General features: G+C 70.6%; 9 protein-coding genes. 5 read left to right on the top strand and 4 right to left on the bottom strand.

Going from position 1 to position 20,996, the window contains the following annotated elements; genetic code table 11:
* Positions 1-57 precede the first annotated feature (57 nt).
* Both POF73_RS19780 and POF73_RS19775 read right to left on the bottom strand, forming a co-directional pair.
* Positions 58-1,917, bottom strand: a complete 1,860-nt coding sequence (locus POF73_RS19780) for a cellulase family glycosylhydrolase (RefSeq protein WP_272117163.1) — start codon at positions 1,915-1,917, stop codon at positions 58-60.
* A 74-nt stretch (positions 1,918-1,991) separates the two neighbouring features.
* A complete protein-coding gene (locus POF73_RS19775; RefSeq protein WP_272117160.1) occupies positions 1,992-4,013 on the bottom strand; it encodes an elongation factor G in 2,022 nt (673 codons plus the stop codon).
* 276 nt (positions 4,014-4,289) lie between these two features.
* Here POF73_RS19775 and POF73_RS19770 point away from each other — a divergent pair, with 276 nt between their 5' ends.
* Genes POF73_RS19770 through POF73_RS19750 form a run of 5 tightly spaced genes read left to right on the top strand, consistent with a single transcriptional unit; the run spans position 4,290 to position 10,016 of the window.
* The gene (locus POF73_RS19770; RefSeq protein ID WP_272117158.1) at positions 4,290-4,760 is read left to right on the top strand and encodes a (2Fe-2S)-binding protein; all 471 of its coding nucleotides are present in this window, start codon (positions 4,290-4,292) and stop codon (positions 4,758-4,760) included.
* Positions 4,757-7,117 (top strand): xanthine dehydrogenase family protein molybdopterin-binding subunit, encoded by a 2,361-nt coding sequence (locus POF73_RS19765; RefSeq protein ID WP_272117156.1) that lies wholly within the window; start codon positions 4,757-4,759, stop codon positions 7,115-7,117. The genes POF73_RS19770 and POF73_RS19765 overlap by 4 nt, the downstream gene beginning before the upstream one ends.
* Positions 7,114-7,968, top strand: a complete 855-nt coding sequence (locus POF73_RS19760) for an FAD binding domain-containing protein (RefSeq protein ID WP_272117154.1) — start codon at positions 7,114-7,116, stop codon at positions 7,966-7,968. Before POF73_RS19765 ends, POF73_RS19760 begins: the two co-directional genes overlap by 4 nt.
* 15 nt (positions 7,969-7,983) lie before the next feature.
* Complete coding sequence (locus tag POF73_RS19755; protein ID WP_272117151.1) at positions 7,984-8,859, top strand: AAA family ATPase; 876 nt, start codon at positions 7,984-7,986, stop codon at positions 8,857-8,859.
* A 5-nt stretch (positions 8,860-8,864) separates the two neighbouring features.
* Positions 8,865-10,016 (top strand): vWA domain-containing protein, encoded by a 1,152-nt coding sequence (locus POF73_RS19750; protein ID WP_272117148.1) that lies wholly within the window; start codon positions 8,865-8,867, stop codon positions 10,014-10,016.
* Positions 10,017-10,170: 154 nt separating this feature from the next.
* On the opposite strand, the gene POF73_RS19745 is transcribed toward POF73_RS19750, so the two are convergent.
* A complete protein-coding gene (locus tag POF73_RS19745) occupies positions 10,171-13,563 on the bottom strand; it encodes a hypothetical protein (protein WP_272117145.1) in 3,393 nt (1,130 codons plus the stop codon).
* A gap of 41 nt (positions 13,564-13,604) precedes the next feature.
* Positions 13,605-20,969, bottom strand: coding sequence for a neuraminidase-like domain-containing protein (locus POF73_RS19740; protein WP_272117143.1), 7,365 nt, complete (start codon positions 20,967-20,969; stop codon positions 13,605-13,607).
* Positions 20,970-20,996 lie beyond the last annotated feature (27 nt).

Genomic DNA, 20,996 nt, shown 5'->3' with positions numbered 1-20,996 from the left:
CCTTTCGTCGGGGTACAGAGTGCAGCCTGACGTAAGGGGAGGGTCAATCGGCGGTTGTTATCCGGCGTTCCGCGCGGCCCACGCGGAGAGTTCGGACCTGGCCGCGTTCAGCAGAGCGGCCGACGGCGCGGTCGCTCCGTTCGTCACCAGCGCGTAGTGCGCGACCCCGGAGTCCGAGTCGGTGAGCAGCAGCCGGCGGCTGCCCGTGCCGCCCGGTTCCGCGGCCACGCCGACGGGGGTGGCCGAGGTGTAGGACGGTGGCGCGAATGCCGTGCCCAGGTCGGAGACCACGGTCGTGGAGCCGGTCGGGAAGGACGCCGGAAGGTGCAGTTCGGTCGGTGCCGTGCCGCTGCCGGAGCGCCACAGCAGCAGCCCGTACTGCCCGGATCCGACCAGCCGCGCGACGTTCGGCAGTGAGCTGGGTACCGGGTTCCAGGTCAGGGTCGTCGAGCCGTCCCGGGAGCGGTCCTCGTAGGTGAAGGCGATCGTCGAGCCGGAGGTGGCGGTCGGGTAGATCCGGTCGAGCAGCCGGGCGTCCTGGCGCAGCGCCGCGGCGCCCGAGTCGTCGAGGCGTACGGCGGAGAGGTCCTCGCCGTTCCAGGCGTCGCCGTCGGTCTGCACCTTGTCGGGGTTGTCGTTCATCAGCTCGTGGTGACGGCCGTTGTAGATGTCCCACTGCCACTGGGAGCCGGAGAGGACGGGACCGGATCCCGCCGGGTTCGACCACCAGTCGGCGCCCTTCACCCGGGAGTCGAGGGCCTGGTACATCGCCTTGTGGACCGTCGGCGCCTTGTCGGAGACGGATCCGGTGAGCGGGTGCCCGAACTCGCTGATGATCGCGGCCGTCCCGGTGGCGGAGGCGCGGTCGCGGACGGTCCCGAAGTCGCCCGTGTACTGCCCGTCCTGCGCCTTGCCCCACATGAAGACGCCGGAGATGGCCTTCTGGTCGTAGAAGTGGGTGTTGAAGACGTAGCGCGGGCCGAGTGTGCCGGCGTCCAGCAGTCCGCCCTCCTCCTTCTGGAAGTCGATGTTGGCGTTCCAGAAGAGGTTGGGCTCGACGAAGGCCGGCTTGGCCTGCCAGCCCGCCGCGTCCATGCGGGCGCGGAACTTGACGTAGAACGGCCACAGCACGTCCTTCTCCCACTTCCGGCTGGTCTGGCCGGAGTCGTAGCTGCCCGCGTGCGGCTCGTTCCACGGGTCGAACCCGACGACGCCCGCGAACCGGTCGGCGGTGAGGTTCTGCCTGAGGTACGTCATCGTCTTCTGGGCGGTGTCGAGGAAGGCGTCCTGGAGGCCGTACTTGTTGTGCCAGAAGTCGTACGTCGACCGCTTGACGGCTTCGTTCGAGGTGATGTTCTGGCCCCAGAACGGGCAGATCCCGCAGTATTCGTCGGGATAGTTCCCGAGGTCGACCGCCCACCTGGGGGCGCCGTCGCCGGTGTACCAGCTGTCGGTGTCGAACAGCCAGCGGGAGTAGAGGTCCTGGTGGAAGTCGGGGTACACGCGGATCCCGGCGTCCAGGAAGGCGCGTATCTGGTCGGTGGCCTTGGCGAGGTAGGCGGTGTCCACCTGGCCGCGCACGGGCTCCGCGTAGGCCCAGGAGAGCAGGAAGCGCACCGAATTGCCGCCGCCGAGGGCGCGCAGCGCGGTCGCGGACTTCTTCGCGTCGGCGGTCGACGCGAAGGGCAGACCGTTGTTCTCCTTCAGCTTCGTCTCGCCGGAGACGTTGTAGCCGCGCAGCACGACCTCGCGGCCGTTGCCGTCGACGAAGCGGCCGTTCTGCACGGTGAGGGGCGTTTCGTCGAACCAGAGGGAGTCGGGGAGGGGGGCGGCGGTGGCGGGAGTGGGGCCCGCCACCGACAGGGATCCGAAGAGGACGACCAGGACAATCAGTAGACGCGTCCGAATGTTCGGCATGTCCACTACAGTCCGGCGATATCAGGACACCGTCAATACCACCTGACCCATGAGTAAGTTCCCCCTCTGTCGGCTCAGTTACTCACTCTGCGCGTCAGATTGAGCAGATACTCCTTACGGTTCAGCGGATTGAGGTCGGTGCGCCGACGCTCCGGGACCGTGCCGCGCGGGGCGGGCGCGTAGTGGTCGAAGGCGCTCTCCAGCTCGCCCTCGCCGCGCGTCAGCCCGGGCAACTGCTGCTCCAGTTCGTGCACATGGGCCGCGGGCACCGAGCCCTCCAGCGCGCAGGACGCACCGCGCGTCTCGGTGCTCTGCGGCACCGCGCGCAGCCTGGCCAGCACCGGCAGCACGGCGGCCAGGGTGTCGGCCGGGGCCTCCAGGCGGAAGCGGTGCATGGGCTCGTGCACCCGGGTGCCCGCGCGGCGCAGGGCCTCGATCAGCACCAGCGGGGTCAGGCCCCGGAAGTCGTAGCCGGTGCTGGACATGCTCTTGTCGAAGCCCTGGTGGGCGTGGCTCTGCCGGGGCGAGTAGCCGGAGTGGGTCATGGTGACCGTACAGTCGGGGACCTGCCAGCCGTGCAGACCCTGACCGAGACTCTCGCGGACGGTGTCCTCGACGGCCTTGAAGAAGGCGTACGGCATGGAGCCCAGCTCCACCTCCAGCCGGAACCGCACACCGGATCCGACGGGCGCCGGGTCGACGCGCAGGCCGACCGTCGCGAGGAAGGGGTTCGCGTCCTTCTTGTTGAACTCGACCGCCGCGCCCGGGCCGACCGGCCGCTCCACGCACAGCGGTGTCGTCTCGCGGAAGGTGACGTCGAGGCCGAAGTCGTCGGCGAGCGTGGCCTGGATGACCTCCTTCTGCACCTCGCCGTACAGCGAGACGAAGGTCTCCTGCCGTACCTCGTCGTGCCGCAGGCCGATCAGCGGGTCCTGTTCGGCGAGCCGGGTGAGCGCGCGGTGCAGGGCGCGCCGGTCCGTGCCGTCGGCCGGGGCGACGATCGTTTCGAGGGTGGGCGGCGCGAAGTAGTGCCCGTACGCCTTGCGGGGCTCGCCGATCGCGTCGCCGATCCGGATGTCGGCCAGCCCCCACAGCTTGGCGATCCGGCCCGCCGGCACCAGGTCGTCCCTGCTGTCCGTGCCCTGGTCGAAGACGCTGATCGCGGTGATCCGGCCCTCGGCGCGGGTGTCGCCGTCGCTCGATGCGCCGTCTCTCGATTCGTCCTCGCTCGGCTCGCCGGCGCCGAAGCGGATGCGGTCGCGGGTGCGCAGGGTGCCGGAGAACATTCGCGCGTACGCGACCTTCTCCCCCGCCGGGCCGCGCTCCACCTTGAAGACGGTGCCCGAGACCGGCGCCTCGGGGTCGCCGCCCGCGGCGGGCAGCAGTTCCCTGATGCCGTCGACCAGCGCGTCGACGCCGGCGCCCGTGACGGCGGAGCCGAAGTACACGGGGTGGACCAGCGCCTGCCGGGTCTGGTCGGCGAGGGCGGCGCGGAGGCGGCCGTGGGAGACCGTGCCCTCGACGTACGCGGTCAGCAGCGCGTCGTCGTGGTCGGCGAGGACGTCGAGGGCCGACGGGGCGAGGCCGGGGACGAAGCGGGCGGCGCGGGCGCCGAGGGCGTCGGCCGTGCCCATCGGGACGACGTCCGCCGTCAGCCGTTCCCGGACGGCCCGCAGGACGGCGTCGTAGCGTGCCCCGCGTCGGTCGATCTTGTTGACGAAGACCAGCGTGGGGATGCGCAGCCGCTGCAGCGTGCGCATCAGGACGCGGGTCTGGGGCTGTACGCCCTCGACGGCGGAGACGACCAGGACGGCCCCGTCGAGCACGCCGAGCACCCGCTCCACCTCGGCGATGAAGTCGGGGTGGCCGGGGGTGTCGATGAGGTTGACCGTCACGTCGCCGAGCGCGAAGGAGACCACGGCGGACTTGATGGTGATGCCGCGCTGCCGCTCCAGCGCGAGGGAATCGGTCTGCGTGTTTCCGGCGTCGACGCTGCCGATCTCGTCGATCACGCCGGCCGAGTGCAGCAGGCGCTCGGTCAGGCTGGTCTTACCCGCGTCGACATGGGCGAGGATCCCGAGGTTGAGCAAATGCACGAAGCGTCATGTCCTTCGATGAGGGGGTGGTGCCTTCCTGGGTGGACATGAACGCAGTGCGCATCTTTGCTCCTCGATGGGTGACGACGGGGACCCGTTCTGTGTACCGACGGGGCCCGTGAAGTGGACCAGGGGCGGGCCCCGACAGGCAATGGATTAACGCTCAACGAACCCGGTCGCAGCACTCGCCGTCACACCGGACCCGCCCTAGAGTGACGTACATCACGCCCGGCCGATGTTTCCCCTCTTATCCCCCGATCGGCCTTTGGAGGGCACATGACCCACATCTCGGTGAAGGTGGACGGCACGACATACCAGGACGACGTGGAACCCCGTCTCCTGCTGATCCACTATCTGCGCGACCGACTCGGCCTGACCGGCACCCCGATCGGCTGCGACACCTCCAACTGCGGGTCCTGCACGGTCGATCTCGACGGCGAGAGCGTCAAGAGCTGCTCGGTGCTGACCGTCCAGGCGGACGGCGGTGAGGTGACCACGGTGCAGGGGCTCGCCCGGAACGGCGAGTGGACCGATCTGCAGAAGGCGTTCCACGAGCGGCACGCGCTGCAGTGCGGATACTGCACCCCGGGCATGATCATGGCGGCCCGCGATCTGCTGCGCGAGCACCCGCATCCCACGCCGGACGAGGTGCGGCACGGTCTGGAGGGCAACCTCTGCCGCTGCACCGGCTACCAGAACATCGTGGAGGCCGTCCTGGCCGCCTCCGAACAGGAGGTCACGACATGACCGGGACGGCGGAGCGAGAGGTCGGCCGTGCCCGGCCCCGCAAGGAGGACGCCCACCTGATCACCGGCCAGACCAACTGGACGGACAACATCAGCGTCAACGGACTGCTGCATTTCGCGCTTCTGCGCAGCCCGATGGCACACGCCCGCATCGAGCGCGTCGACGTCTCCCCCGCCCTCGAACGCCCCGGTGTCATCGCCGCGTTCAGCGGCGCCGACCTGGCAGAGGGGCTCGGCTCGATGCCCTGCGTCTGGCCGGTGACCGAGGACATCGTCATGCCCGACCATCCGCCGCTCGCCGTCGACGAGGTGCGCCACGCCGGCGACCCGGTGGCCGTCGTCGTGGCCCGCGACCGGTACGCCGCCGCGGACGCGCTGGAAGCGATCGAGGTCGACTACGAGCCGCTGCCCCCGGTGCTCGACCTGGAGGCCGCGCTGGAGCCGGACTCCCCGCTGGTGCACGCCGACAAGGGCACCAACCGCTGCTACACCTGGCCGCTGAAGACGGGCGAGGACTTCGGCTCCGTTCGGCAGCGCGCCGAGCTGACGCTGAAGCGCCGCTACCACCAGCAGCGGCTGATCCCCAACGCGATGGAGCCCCGCGCGGTCGTGGTCACGCCGATCGCGGCGTCCGGCGAGTACACGCTGTACTCCTCGACGCAGATCCCGCACATCGTGCGCCTGCTGATGGCCATGGTCACCGGCATCCCCGAGAACAAGATCCGGGTCATCGCCCCGGACGTCGGCGGCGGCTTCGGCTCCAAGCTCCAGGTCTACGGCGAGGAGGCCATCGCCCTCGCCATCGCCCGGCACCTCGGCCGGCCGGTCAAGTGGACCGAGTCCCGGTCCGAGGGCTACCTCGCGACCCACCACGGGCGCGGCATGATCCAGGACGTCGAGATCGCCGCGAACCGCGACGGCAAGGTCCTCGGCCTCAAGGTCGACCTGCTGGCCGACATGGGCGCCTACCTGATGCTGATCACGCCGGGCACGCCGCTCCTCGGGGCGTTCATGTACCCGGGCATCTACAAGATGGACGCCTACGAGTTCACCTGCACGGGCGTCTTCACGACCCGGACGCCGACGGACGCCTACCGCGGTGCCGGACGCCCCGAGGCGACGTTCGCCATCGAGCGCACCATGGACGAGCTCGCCGTCGAACTCGGCATGGACCCGGTCGAGTTGCGGCGCCGGAACTGGATCCGGCACGAGGAGTTCCCGCACACGAGCGTGGCGGGTCTGACCTACGACAGCGGCAACTACGAGGCGGCGACGGCGAAGGCGCTGGAACTGTTCGACTACGACAAGCTCCGCGCCGAGCAGGCCGACCGCAACGGGCGGGCGGACACCGTACGGCTGGGCATCGGCGTCTCCACGTACACCGAGATGTGCGGTCTCGCACCGAGCCGGATCCTGAAGGACCTGCGGTACGCGGCCGGCGGCTGGGAGGCGGCGAGCATCCGGATGCTGCCCACCGGCAAGGTCGAGGTGGTCACCGGCACCAGCCCACACGGGCAGGGCCATGCGACCTGCTGGAGCCAGATCGCCGCCGATGTCCTCGGGGTCCCCTTCGACGACGTCGAGGTGGTGCACGGCGACACCAAGGCGGCCCCGCAGGGCATGGACACCTACGGCTCCCGGTCGCTCGTGGTCGGCGGGATGGCCGTCCACCACGCGGCGCTGAAGGTGGTGGACAAGGCCCGCAAGGTGGCCGCCCATCTGCTGGAGGCGAGCGAGCAGGACCTGGACTTCGCGAACGGGGTCTTCTCGGTGAAGGGCTCCCCCGAGGCGAGGAAGACCATCCAGGAGGTCGCCTTCGAGACGTTCTCCTCGCACGACCTGCCCGACGGCATGGAGCCCACCATCAACGCCGAGCACCTGCTCGACCCGGACACCTTCTCCTTCCCGCACGGCACCCACCTGTGCGCGGTCGAGGTCGACACGGAGACCGGGCAGACCCACATCCGGTCGTACGTGGCTGTCGACGACGTCGGCCGGGTGATCAACCCGGTGATCGTGGAGGGCCAAGTGCACGGCGGGCTGGCGCAGGGCATCGCCCAGGCGCTGTACGAGGAGGCCGTCTACGACGACGAGGGCAACCTCGTCTCCGGCACGATGGCCGACTACCTGGTGCCGTCGGCCGCCGACCTGCCCGACTTCGTGACGGACCGGACCGAGACCCCGGCGACCTCGAACGCCTTGGGCGTCAAGGGAGTCGGTGAGACCGCGACGATCGCCTCGACGCCGGCCGTCGTCAACGCGGTCCTGGACGCGCTGCGCCCTCTGGGCGTGACGGACATCCGGATGCCCTGCACGCCCGAGCGGGTCTGGAAGGCGATCGAGGAGGCACGGTCATGATCCCTCCGGCATTCGACTACGCCCGTCCCACCAGCGTCGCCGACGCGGTGCGCGCGCTCGCCGAGGGGGGCGAGGACGCCAAGGTCCTGGCCGGCGGGCAGAGCCTGCTGCCGCTGCTGAGGATGCGGCTGGCCTTCCCCGAACTCCTCGTGGACGTCGGCCGCGTCCCCGAGCTGCGCGGGGTGCGCGAGGACGACGGCACACTCGTCATCGGCGCCATGACCACGCACCACAGCGTGATCCACGACCCGCTGGTCCGCCGCCACGCCGCTCTGCTGGCCGCCGCGACGGCCACGGTCGCCGATCCCGCGGTACGGCACCGGGGCACCCTCGGCGGTTCGCTCGCGCACGCCGATCCGGCCGGGGACCTGCCCGCGGTGGTGCTGGCCCTGGACGCCGAGCTGGTGGCGGTCGGCCCGCGCGGGCGGCGCGTCATCCCGGCGCGGGAGTTCTTCGTCGACTATCTGCAGTCCGCGCTTGCCCCCGACGAGCTGCTGATGGAGGTGCGGGTGCCGAAGGCGGACGGCTGGGGTTTCAAGTACGAGAAGTTCCACCGGGTCGCCCAGTCGTGGCCGATCGTCGGTGTGGCCGCTCTGGTGCGGCGCGACGACGGGCAGGTCGCCGAGGCGCGGGTCGGGCTGTCCAACATGGGCGCCACGCCCCTGCGCGCCTTCTCGGCCGAGGAGGCCCTGGCCGGCGCCTCGGATCCGGACGCGGTGGCCCGGGCCGCCCAGGAGGCGGCGGACGGCACCCAGCCGTCGCAGGACACCTCGGCCTCACCCGAGTACCGGGCGCATCTGGCCCGGGTGCTCACCAAGCGGGCGGTGCTGGCGGCCGCCGGGATGGGGTGAGCGGCGATCACCGGCATGGACGGCCCGGAGCAGGTGCGGGCCCGCCTGGAGGAGACGGGGTACCTCGTCGACGACGGGCTGGCCATCGCCTGCTTCCTGGCCCTGCGGCTGGGCCGGCCGCTGTTCTGCGAGGGCGACGCGGGCGTCGGCAAGACCGCGCTCGCGTCCGCCCTCGCCGAGGCGCTGGACGCCCCGCTGATCCGGTTGCAGTGCCATGAGGGCATCGACGCCTCACAGGCCCTGTACGACTGGGACTTCCCGCGTCAGCTGCTGCATCTGCGGGCCGCCGAGGCCGCCGGTGTCACGGACGCCGACCGGCTGGAGAGCGAGCTGTACGACCGGCGGTTCCTGGTGGCCCGGCCACTGCTCAAGGCGCTGCAGACGCAGCCGTCGGTGCTGCTGGTCGACGAGATCGACCGCGCCGACGACGAGTTCGAGGCGTTCCTGCTGGAGCTGCTGTCGGAGTTCTCGGTCACCATCCCGGAGCTCGGCACGCTGCGCGCCGAGGCGCCGCCGGTGGTCGTGCTGACCTCCAACCGCACCCGCGAGGTGCACGACGCGCTCAAGCGGCGCTGCCTGTACCACTGGTTCGACCATCCCGCCTTCGCGCGCGAACTGGCCATCGTACGGCGGCGGTTGCCGGGGGTGTCGGCGCGGCTGGCGGAGCAGGTGACGGCGTTGGTGCACGCCCTGCGCGCACAGGACCTGCTCAAACCGCCGGGTGTCGCCGAGACGATCGACTGGGCCGAGGCGCTGGACACGCTGGGCGCGGGCGAGGTGGACGCGGAGCTGGCGATGGCCACGCTGGGGTCGGTGCTGAAGTACCGGGAGGACGCGGAGCGGGCGCGGGGGCTGGACTTCGCGGCGATACTCGCGGCGCGAGGGGCGTGACGGGCATGGCTGGCGGCACCGGCATGACGGGCCGGACCGGGGTGCTCGCCGCGGACGCCGCGCTCCTGGGCTTCGCCCGTGCCCTGCGTGCGGCGGGTGTCGACGCGAGCACCGAGCGGGTGCACGCCTTCCTCGGCGCGGTGGACGCCCTGCGGCCGGGGATGCGGGCGGACGTCTACTGGGCGGGGCGGCTGACGCTGTGCGGCGACCGGGACGACCTGGAGCGGTACGACAGGGTGTTCGCGGCCTGTTTCGACGCCGGGAAACCCGCCGAACGGCACGGGACGCAGACTCCCGCGCCCCGGCTGCGGCTCGTCGTGCGGGAGGCGCGCGCGGACGGCCGCAGGGAGGAGGCGGACGACGCGGCGGAGGCCCCGCCGGTGGCCGCCTTCGCCAGTTCCGCCGAGGTCCTCCGGCACCGCGACGTCGCCGACCTGGACGCGGCCGAGCGCGCGCAGGTGCGGCGGCTGCTGGCCGCGTTCACGCTGCGCGGCGAGACACGGCGCTCCCCGCGGCGGCGGCCGGCCCGGCGCGGGGCCGTCGATCCGCATCGCACCGTGCGGGAGCTGCTGCGGCACGGCGGTGAGCCCGCCCTGCTGCGGCGGCACACCCGCACGGAGCGCCCGCGCCGGGTGGTGCTGCTCGTGGACGTCAGCGGTTCCATGACGCCGTACGCCGACGCGCTGCTGCGCTTCGCGCACGCCGCCGCGCGGGGCGGCCGTACGGAGGTGTTCACGATCGGCACCCGGCTGACCCGGGTGACGCGGGAGATGTCGCACCGGGATCCGGACCTGGCGATGGCGGCGGTCGCGGCGGCGGTGCCCGACTGGCGCGGGGGTACCCGGCTGGGCGAGCTGCTGCGGGCGTTCCTGGACCGCTGGGGGCAGCGCGGCCTGGCGCGCGGCGCGATCGTGGTGGTGCTGTCCGACGGCTGGGAGCGGGACGACCCGGAGCTGCTCGGCACCCAGATGCGCCGCCTGCACCGGCTGGCCCACCGGGTGATCTGGGCCAACCCGCGCAAGGCACGCCCCGGCTACGCGCCCCTCGCGGCGGGGATGGCGGCGGCACTGCCGAGCGTGGACGCGTTCGTCGAGGGGCACAGTGTGATCGCGCTGGAGCGGCTGGCGGGCGTGGTGAGAGGAACGGACGATGTGTGACAACGCAGTCGTCTGCCCTTGACCGACTGACCGGGGCGACGAAGCCTGCGGCGAGCGTCGTCCGCAGGTGGACGACGTCGACCACCTGCGCAGGCGCCGCCTCTGGAAGATCTCCCACAGCCCGGCTTGGCGAGTTCAACCTGATAGGCGTCCTCTAAAGTGCCGAGTCCCCCGTGCTCCAGGTCAGCAGGACGAAGAGGTCCTTCATATCGGTTTTTTCAGAGTATAAACTGAAACTTTCCACTGGCTCCGGTAGATCATCCCAAGCCCGTTTCCCAGGAATGGCCGGGTCGTCGCGCAGAACACCACGAAGCAGCCCCTTCAGCTCCGGGCGGCTGGTCAGCCTCACCGCTCGGGTCTTCTTGTCCTGTTCGTCGCCGGGATTGTCCGTGTCCCACGCGCGATCGACCAGGACCAGTTGCTGTTCGGCCGTGGCCGAGCGGGCCACCAGTTCCACGCTGGTGAGCCGGGCCGGGCCGGTCCCCGCGAAGAAGGGGTAGTGCTCCGCGCGCAGCGGAAGTTTCAGCTCGGCCCTGGGGTGCTTGGCCGAACTCCCGTTGCCGGCCTCACTGCTGACGAACCGCGCCCAGGCCGTCGGGAACTCGTGCCGCACTGAGAGAAGCCGCACCGAGCCCGCTGCTGCTCCCCTGGTGAGAAGGTCCCGCAGGTGGGCGCTGGCTCGGTCCCGCAGGGCCTGGCCGCCGTCCCTGGCGGTGTATCGCACGTGCAGGACGATGTCGGTGATGGTGTCGTAGTCGAAGGGCCGGGGGCCGTCCGGCAGTTCGACCTGCCACTCGCTGATCGCACCTCGGTACTCGAACGGCAGCAGTCGTTCGTCGCCCGGGCCGGGGTCGAACAGGCCGCTGTCGTTGGTTGCGGAGCTGGTGACCATTGCCTCGGTGGACCCGAGTTGGTCGTGGAAGCGGTCCTCACCTTCGGCGACCGGTGCGTACTGGCCGTCCTTGAGCAGCGGGCTGGTCCGCACGCGACTGCGCAGGAGCCTGACGGTGCAGGCGACGCCGGTGTACGGGCCGGTGACGCACGGAATGCTCAGCGACACCGACCTGATCCGGCGGAAGTAGTGGCCCGGGGTGTCGAGGTCGAACAGTTCCTCGGGGATGGTGAACGTGCATCGGCCGGTCGCCCGCAGCGTCACCAGGGCCCACGGATCTGCCTGGAGCAGGCTGATGTGCTTGGTGAGTTCGTATTCGCGTCGGTTGAGGTCGAGGTGGGCGACTTCCATGCGGCGGATGTCCAGGTGCAGTTTCTCCCCCGCCAGCAGCCCTTCCGGGCCGGCGAGGTAGCTCGGCCGGACGAACGTCAAAGTCGGATCGCCGAGTTCGTTGCGCAGCGCGCGTTCGGCTTTGCGGGCGGTGTCGATGGCCAGCTCGTAGCACTGGTTGTACAGCCCGCGGACCTCGCGCCGCAGCAACGCGTAGTAGGCCGTCGTGGTGGTCCTGCCGGTGGGCCTCTCGCCGGCGAGGAACGTCTCGATCTCCCTGGCCTTGTCTATCTGCTTGTCGTGGTTGTGCACCTCCCGTTCGGCCATGAACTCGCGGATCTGGGCAGCGCGCAGCTGTTTGTTGAGCTGTGTGATGTCGCCCGCGGCGGCGTTGCTCTGGAACATCCAATCCTGTTCCCGCCGTGCGTACCCGCCGATCTTCGCGGCCTTTCCGGCCTCATGCGCGATCCGGGAGGCCACGCCCCTTGCTGCGGCTGCGGCCCCGGTCATCATTCCCGAGAGATTGGAGCCGCCGAACGAAATGCTGGCACCGACGCCGAACGGCTCCCCGGAAATCGACCCTGTCGGTATCAGGTTCAGGAAGGCCCCGGCCGCCTCATGGAATGCTGCCACGTCTTGCAGAATCTGGGAGGCATCAAGGAGATCCAGCTCCTTCGCCTCGTACGAGCTGATCTTGTTCCCTCCCGCCGGACCTCCGCCCTCCGCCCTCGCGGACGCGTCGATGTCCACCTGCATCGGGCGCAGCCCGACGGAGGGCTCGGTCCCGGTGAAACGACCGGTATCCATGGCGGCGTTGTCGAGTGCGCCGACGTCTTCGAAAGTGATCTCGGCTTCGGGGCGACCCAACAGCCGTTCGTAGTAGGTGTAGCGCGCGCGGGCGATGGCGAGTGAGGCCTCCAGCGCCTCTCGGTTCTTGACGGCTTCCTGCCACTGGGCGTAGCGGACGCTCTTCGCGAGTTCCAATGCCGAGGTCTCGTGCCGGGCGCGCAGTGCCGCCAGCGTTTCGCCGTCCTGTTTCTCCACTGCAGACAGCAGCGCCCCGCCGAGGCTCTTGACCTCCTGGCACAGCTCGCCGGTCTTGGTGACGAGGGCCGCGAACCGGACCAGCGGCGCGGGCTGGTTCACCCCTGCGACCACGGCCGCCACGTCGACTCCGGCCGCGGTGGCGCGTGCGAGGAGGGCCGGGTCGATGGGCGGGTCGAACGTGGGGAGTTGGCGGAAGACGCCGGCCAGGCTCAGACTGTTGCGGATCTTGAAGAGTCGGTCGGCGACGGTGTCCCAGTAGCCGATCACCTTGTCGTTGCGCGGCACGCAGAAGTACAAGGTCTGGCCGAGTGCCCCGAAGCGCACCGCGCCGTCGGACGAAGCCGACGCGGCTCCCGGCGGGGACAGGTCGAAGGGGATGGCGGTCTCCAACTTCACCAGGGCGTTGGAGAACGGGTCGAGGCGGTTCTTTTTCAGCGTGGCGTAGGTCTGGGTGGCGGTCGTGCCCTTTGTCGGCACCGCCTGGGGGCGCGGGCCCAGGAGATTGGCGGCCAGGATGTAGAGCTGGGTGGCCTCGGCCACCGACTCCCCGGTCTCCTGGGCGAACAGGGCATCGCCCCAGGCGATCAGGTTGTCCAGGTAGGCCATGAGTGTGTAGAGCATGTACGCGGACGGCCGGAGCCGGGCGACGAGGTGCGGGCGGAATGGGTTGCGCTGCCACTCGTCGATGCTCGCCATGGTGCGTTCACGCAGCTCGGGGACGGCCTCGCTGGACAGGTTGGTGAGCACGTCCTCGATGGATTCGACGTCGGTCGTGCGGAAGGGTGCCGTCTTCCAGAACCGTTGGGGTGTGGCGCCGGGCTCTTCCGTGGTCGGGTCGAAGACGTGGTGGAACCAGAGTTGCGCCTCGGCGTACCGCCCGTTGCGGCTGAGGTGCACCGCGATGGTGAGGGGGACATGGAAGAAGAGCTCCCAGTTGTAGACCGAGTAGGCGCCGGTGGAGGAGAAGTCCAATTCGGCGACCGGCCATGATTCTTTGGGGACCAGCTCGGTCGGCTGATAGGCGCCGCTGGAGCTGAACAACTCCCGGTACAGCTTGGGGCGCGGTTTTCCATTGGGGAGATTCACGGGGGGCACGGCCGGTTCGGTGTCGGCGTCCTGCAGCCCTCGCACAGAGTCGGCGATCAGTCGTTCCAGCAGCTCGGGTGCGTAGGGGTGGAAATGCGGGCTGAAGGTGTAGGACAGGCTGGTCTCCGTCCAACGCCGTATTTCTGTCAGGTCGGACCTGACATGACGGCCCGGGTATGCGGGGTCGGCCATCGCACGAGACCCTTCCTCGTTGTCCAGCGGGACCAGGGGATTCAGCGGCCGGGGAGGCCGCGAGGGGAGCGGGGCAGTGGAGTGGGCCGGACGCCGTCGGCGCCCACCGCCACCTTGCCGATGGTCACCACGCCGTCGGCTTCTGCGGTCCAGTCGGGCGACCGGGAGAGGGAGAATACGGCGCTCGCGTCGATCGGATCGGTCACCGCCGCCACGCGTGTGCCCGTCGTCAAGGTCAGGTTCTGCGTGGGCAGTGCCGCTTCGACCCTGATGGTGCGTGCTTGGGCCACTGGGTCGATACCCAGGGCCTTGGGGACACCGAACGAGCCCTGGTATTCGACGAAGCTGCGCTGGGTCAAGGTCGGCAGCCCGAACAGCGACTCTCGTTCGTTCCCGCAGAAGAACGGCTTGAGCAGGTACGACAGCAACACATCAGGGCTCAGGGGCAGGGTGGAGGAGTCGGGCAGGGTCGGCAGCTTGACCTGCAGCGGGTTCTGCTGGCTGGTCAGGACGTACGGGGACGGCTGCTTGAAGATCTGGCTCGACGCCGCCTTGATGCCCATCTGCGCAAACCAGGACGGGTCGAAGTTGGGGACGAGACCGGCGCCGTAACTGGAGACCGCGCCCTGGAAGGACGGGTCGGCCTTGAAGAGGGTGTGGCCCGACACGACCTCGGGGCGTCCGTTGCGCGAGACGAACTTGACCCGGGCCCAGGGCACACCGGGCATGGCGCCCACCAAGTTGATGGTCACGGAGCTGTCATCGCCTGCTTTGGTGACGTACAGCACCAACTGTTCGGGGGCGAGCCGGAGGCTGCTCGGCCCGGTGATGGTCAGCGGGTCGCTGGACGCGCGAGGTGTCCACTGGCCGGCCACGAGTTCCGTCCAGTGCAACTGCACGTCCACCGTGGTGAGCGGTTGAGTGGCAGGTTCTTGCTGCGCCTGCTTTGCCAGGCTGGTGGTCGTATTGGACGGTTTACCCTTCTCCACGGGGGTGATCCAAAAGAGGTGCAACCGTCCGCGGTAGAACACGGCGCCGACGTGGTCGCCATCGATCTGGGCACCGACCGGCTCCCAGGGGGTCCATTCACTGCGGCTGCGACGACGGTAGTAGTAGGCGCGCGGCGCGCTGTGGTCGCGGCCGATGACGTGGAGGACGCCCCGCTCCGGTGCGTCGGGGTATTGCTCGCCCCAGACACTGACGATCTCCAGCCGGGAGATCGCGGTGAGCCCGCGCACGTACGTGGCGAAGGCATCCTCGGCGAGTCGGTCGGTGACGTCGCCCTGCAGCAGTGCACCGATGAGCGCCGTGAACAGGTGGGTCTGGTCGTCGCGCAGTTCGGGGACGAGCCAGTTCTCCGGGAACAGGAAGATCTTCCGGTTGGCCTCCCAGACGCGGTACCGCTTCTTCCATTCCCACTGCTCGGTGTCGATCGCGGCGGGCGGGACTCCTGCGTCCTGTTCGAGGTTCAATGTGCTGCGCTGGACGAACAGTTGGACCGAGGCGATCGCCTGCCGGATTCTCGTGGTCTGCACCACCGGCTCGGTCGCCGGGTCCAGGAGCAGAACCTCGTAGAGCTCCTCGACCCGCTCCAGCCCCAGGGTATGCAGCAGGTGGGCGACGAGCGCGTCCCTGCGACGCCCGCGCAGCGGATCGTTGACCGCGCGCGCCACCGAGCGCCACGCGTCCAGGTCGTAGCGGGCGCGGACCGCATCGCGCAGGCTGTGGGCCGTCGCCGCGTCCGGGGCGGGCGTGGCCGCGCCGATCGCCGCCGCCGCGCCGATTCCCAGGCGTTCGACCAGCATGAGGGCGTCCCACAGCCGCCGCACCCCGCGCTCGTCGGTGAAGCTCAGCATGCCGCTACCGACGCCGGGCGCGCCGATACGGAAGCCGCCGTCGACGGGCGTGACACCCACGCCGAGCCGGAGAGCGGACCTGACCGTCTCGACCGTCGACCGCTCGCGCCGAGTCAGGGCCGCCACCCGCGCGCACAGGTCGTCCAGGGCCAGCTCCTCCGCCTGTGCGGCGCTCGTGGCGACCGTGTGGGGCACGGTGCGGTGGGCCAGCTCGAACACATCGATCAACTCGTCGGTGCCGCCCGCCATTTCCGACCGCAGCCCGGCGTACCCGAACAGCCTGCCCAGCGCCGGGAAGGAGCCGGCGGCGACAGCAGCACCGACCGGGGAGGTGGGAAGAGCGGCGAGGTCGAAGGCATCGAAATCGTCCGGATGGCGGCGGATGTGCCGCAACTCCCGTTCGGTCAGGGCGAGCCGCTGCAGCAGCATCAGGGACTTGGTCAGCCGCGTGTGGGCGCGCACGAAGGCCTGAAGCCGGACCGCCGGACGCAGGGTGAGCCGGCCGAGAGGACCGAGCGGGAGCGTGTCTGCCGAAACCTGTACGGACACCGGGCCGCTGAGCTCACTGAGGGCCCCGCCCACGCGCTTCCCCGTCGCGGTCAGCGTGAACCGGTAAGGGACGCCGGACTTCAAGTCCACGGCTACCTGGCCGGGCGCCGCGGGCGCGGGCGCGCCGACAGCCTGCAGGACGGGGTCCGCACTGGGGCCGAGCCGGACTTCTCCCAGATCTCCGGCGCCGGCGACGGACAACGCGAGCACATACGCACCGCTCTGCGGTACCTCCAGATACCCGTCCAGAACGACGCGCGCCGCCCCCGCGATACCGGCGGTGGTGGCGTCTTGTCCGGCATTCGCGGGAACAGCCACTCCGCCGCCGGCGCTGTCCAATGCGCTGACCGACAAACCGCCCTGCGCCACCTCGGCAAAGACGTCGGCCAGAGGGCGGCGCGTGCCCCCGCTCACTTCGGCCAGCAGGACGGGATCGGTGAGCAGGCCCTCCACGAGAGCGGGCGCGACACCGGCGGCCTGCGGTGCGAGGGCCCTGCTGAGCGCCGTAACTACGAGCCGCCGCCGCGCGTCGGCAAGGATTCTCGGCATGATCGTGCCGGCGAAGTAGGCGCGACGGGCCGTCTCATAGGCCTGCAGCGCCTGTGCCCGCACGGCCGGATCCGCGCTGTCGGGATCGGGCGGCGGCTGGAACAGCGGCCCCACGTCCGCCGGGTGGATCAGTCGGCCGAGTGGCAGCAGGGCCTGCTCTTTCTGCTGGACGATCTGGGCGAGGAGCTCGCCGAGCAGGGTGCCGGCACCTGCGCCGGCAGCAGTGATCCGGGCGATCCGCTCGGGCACCGGCACGCCGCGGTAGGCCACCTGCTGGGTGCCGGTGCCAGGGGTGCTGCCGGTATCCGGTGCGTAGGAGATGGTGAGCTCCGGGAAGCCTTGGAAGGGCCGCGGGTCGATCTGCTCGGCGCGAGGCACCGCCCTCTTGGTCGCCGTGTAACTCACCTGCCGCTGCCACATCGCGCTCACCTGGGCGGCGAGCTCCGCAGGCAGGACCAGACCCAGCTCACGGGCCACCATGTCATCCGTCAAGGACGCCGCGTCCTCGGGAGCGGCGTGCTCGGCCGCCAGACTGCGCAGCGCGTCCGCGATCTCGGCCGCCAGCCGCAGGATCGCCGTCTCGTCCGACCGGTAGGGCCCCAGCGGGTCGACGGAGTGCCGCAGCACATAGCCGAGGTCGGCAGGGGTCATCGAGACGGCCCGCAAGGCGTCGACGGTGTCGAGGAAGGCCAGGGTGCCGACGCGCGGATAATCCACGCCGGCCCCCTTCGCACCGCCGGGCAGCGGCAGTGTCCTCCGGGGTGTCGCTCCTGCCGCCGGTTTGTCGTACAGGGCGTGGAACGGGTCGATCCCGGTCAGCTCGCGCAGGGCGATCACCTCGCGGACCGGCAGGCGCAGCCCTCGGGCGAGCAGGGCGTGACGGTACAGCAGCGAGACCGTCTCCAGCGTGAGCAGCGCCGCGTCGGGGGCCCGCCCCACGGACTGCAGCACGGCGTCGATGTCCGCCGCCGTCATCCCGAGCGCCGCCTCCACCGCCGGGCGTTGCGAGGCAAGGCTCGTCTTGGTGCTCTCGGCGAGGTAGTCGCCGGTCGGATGGTCGAATACCGGATGCGGGGAGCCGGTGCGCGGCGTCAGGAACAGCCGGGCGTACGTCGCGTCGCGGCCGGCCGTCGGCATGGGCTCCCACAGGGTGAGCAGGTCGATTTGCCGGTTGGCCGCGACACCGAGCCGGTCGGCGATCTCACCGGTGTGCGCCAGGTAGATCAGCGCGGTGCGCAGCGCCTCGCCGAAACCGGCCGGCAGGGACTGGCCCGCGCCGGGCAGCAGGCTGCCCCGTCCGCCGGGCAGCAAGGTGCGCAGGGACACGTCCAGAGAGTCCAGGGGCTTGCCGAGCCGTCGCCACAGCCGTACGAGCAGGTTCAGGCGCAGGAACGCCGCGTCCAGGGTGGTGTCGGTCGCCTGCTGGTCCGGGGGCGGCTCCGGGGTGCCGATCAGCCGCAGCCGGGTGTGCTCGAAGCTGCACCCCGGATCGCTGTCGCCCAGCACCAGAACCTGGGCGAACCGCCCCTTCGCCCAGGCATCCTCGACCCACACGGCGGCGTCGAAGTCGTCCCGGTGGTACCGCTGCGTCGCCGCGGCGAGGCGGGCTTCGAAGGCGTCCCGCTCGGTCGGCGTGAACGGTGCCACACCGGGCGCCTCTTTGTAGCGCAGGACGTCGAACGGCTCGACGCCGATGGTGCGCAGCCCCGCGAGCGTGTCCAGGTGCGGATTGACGAACCAGGTGCGCACGAGAGCGACCAACTCGACGTAACTCACACCCAGTCGGCGCGCGAGCGTCTTCGCACTGCGCAGTGCGGGCCGCGCACTGCGCGCATCGGCATAGCCGTAGAGCCGATACCACGCAGCGTGCTCCCCGTCGTCGGTGAGGACCGCGACGTCGGACGGGGACAGCCCCAGCTGCTCGAAGAACACCGAAGCACGACGGTAGGGCGGCTCGATGGCCGGGAGGGTGTCCGGGGCGAGCAGCTCGTCCGTACGCCGCAACGTGTCCAGCAGCCCGGCCAGGTCGGTGTCCGCCCGACCGAGGTAGCCGCGCACCATCTCCAGCCAGAGGTCGAAGGGCGCGGTCAACGGATACCGGTCCGCGGCCAGTTTGCTGTACGCCAGCGGCTCGACGTACTGGGGCTCCGCCAGAAGGTCGGCCGTGCCGGCAGGCCCCGTGTCGCGGGCCGCTCCGGCATCCAGCGCGCCGTGCGCCATCCGGTATTCCATGATCTCGTTGGCGAGGTCGATGAGCGGAAGCGTCGTATTGGTGTTCTCGCACGACAGCGGCAGGTGCTCAAGGTCAGGGCGGCGCTTGAGGAGCGCGTCCAGCGGCCGGACACCCGCCCGCTGCACGTCGAGGAAGTGCAGCAGATCCACCAGGTACGCGGCGGGGCTGAGCACGGAACGGCAGTGCTCACAGGCGCAGAAGTCCTGCTCGCCTATCAGGTCCTCGACGGTGGGATACTTCCGCTTCAGCGCCTGGGTGACTTCGTCCCGGCGGGCAGCCGACGGCGAGATCCCGTACAGCGACGGCTGGCCCGGCGCCTGCGCGGCACCGAAGAACGTGTAGGCGGTCGCGGCCACCTGGTCGACCCAGCGCAGCACCACCTCTACCTCGCCGGGCCGGAACTCGTGTCCGTAGCGTGCGATGAACTCGCGCTTGCCGTACGCGTGGATGGCGTGCGCCGAGGGAATGCGGAGCTTGGCCAGGACGGCGAGGGCTTCGTTGGACGGGGAGATCTGAAAGAGGCGTTGCAGACGCTCGAACTCGGCGAGAGTGGTCGTGGCGGTCCGCTCGTCGAGCCCGTCGACCAACTCCGCTCCATGGGTGCGCAGATACGGTCCGAGCGGTGTCGACGAGAACGAGAACCCACGGCTCTCCGCCCTGGCGATGACTGCCGCGACGTGATCGGCGACGGAGTCCCCGCCGGGTCCGAGCGGAATCTCCCGTGCGCCCACCATCCGGCCGACGACCGTGGTCGGGAAGCTCACCCGCACTTGCCGGGCCAGGTCTTGGGCGTAGGCGTCCGCCGCGTCCTTGCCGGACATCCTCTCGCCTCGGAAAGCCGGCGGCACGAGTGCACGCAGGCGTGCGTCGAAGCCGGAGTCCGCCGGATCGCCTCCGGCGAGCTCGTCGAGGCGTGACCGCCACCGCTCCGGCTTGTGCAGATCCGCGTGGACCAGGGCCCGCAGGCCCGCCGTGCTCGGATCGTCGCCGTCGCGCAGCACCTCGCGTGCGATCAGTTTGGACAGCGGGAGGTTGTGGCCGGTGAGTGCCGCGAGCTTGCCCTGGGTCTGCAGTCGGCGGATCTGCGGGTCGTCGATGCCCGCCTTCTTCGCCGCCGCCCACAGCCTCGCCGGGTCCCCGGCGTGCTCGGCCACGACACGGTCGAAGGCATCCCGCTTGGGCCGTGGCTCGCCGGGCCGCGCGGCGCCGTCGAGTTCGGCCGCGTCCAGGAACTCGCCGTAGGTGGACAGTCCGCCGGTCGGCCGCCGGTCCAGGCGCTTGCGAGTCGTGAAGGAGTCAAAGGTGTCGGTGGCGGAACGCAGGGCGTCGTCGGACAGGTCGACGACACCGTCGTTACGCGCACGGGTCAGGGCCGTCCGGACCGCGTCGGCGCCGGCCACAGCGAGGTCGTCCGGACTGGTCGGCAGCCCGTAGCGGACCAGGGCGTAGGCCGCGGCGTGCTCCAGACCGCTGGCCTCGGCGAGATGGGCGGCGACGCCGCCGAGGGCGAGGATCCGGGCATCCCACCCGGTGGCCCGGGCGGCGGCGGCAAGCGGATCCGACCCGTCCATGGGCGGATCGCCATTCCCGCCGTCGGTCACTACGCGTGTGAGGGGACCGAACCCGCCGATCACCCGGTTCACATCGGCACTGAGCCGGACGAACTCCGACTCCGGCGCGGGGGCCAGGGCGGCCGGTACGACGAGGTTGAGGACCTCGTGCCGCGCGCCGACGAACTTCGGTGCGCTGAGGGGGATCTTGCGGCGCCGTGGGGGGCCGACGAGGCGTAACTCCAGGGAGGCGCCGACGGCATCCGCGCCGTCCAGCGGTGGATATTCCATCCGGTAGAAGCCGTTGCTGTCGCTGACCGCCTCCGCGATCTGCCGGACACTGCCTCCAGGGGTCCGGCGGAACATCTCCACGGCCACGTCGGCGGCCGGGGCCCCGCGCTCCGTGAGCAGCCGCCCTTCCACACGGGGGGTGGGATAGGCGAGCAGCAGCAGTTCGTCGTCGATCGCCGCGCGCGTCTCGGCGTCGACAACCGCGGACGCCACGATCCCGGCGGAAACCTGCACCTGCCGCACGGCGGCCGCGGTGCCGACGCCGAACACCGCTTCGTCGATCTCCGAGCGGGGTACGGCGATGCCGAGTCGGACCAGATCCTCATGCAGGCGTCGGACGTGGTCCCCGCGGCTGTTGAGCCGGATCGCGTCAGCCATAAAGCACCTTCTCCGCTCCAAACTGAA

It is taken from the genome of Streptomyces sp. HD, from assembly GCF_028369295.1.
GTDB lineage: Bacteria > Actinomycetota > Actinomycetes > Streptomycetales > Streptomycetaceae > Streptomyces.
The sequence above is the reverse complement of the archived record's forward strand: the minus strand, read 5'-3'. Positions and strand labels throughout refer to the sequence as shown.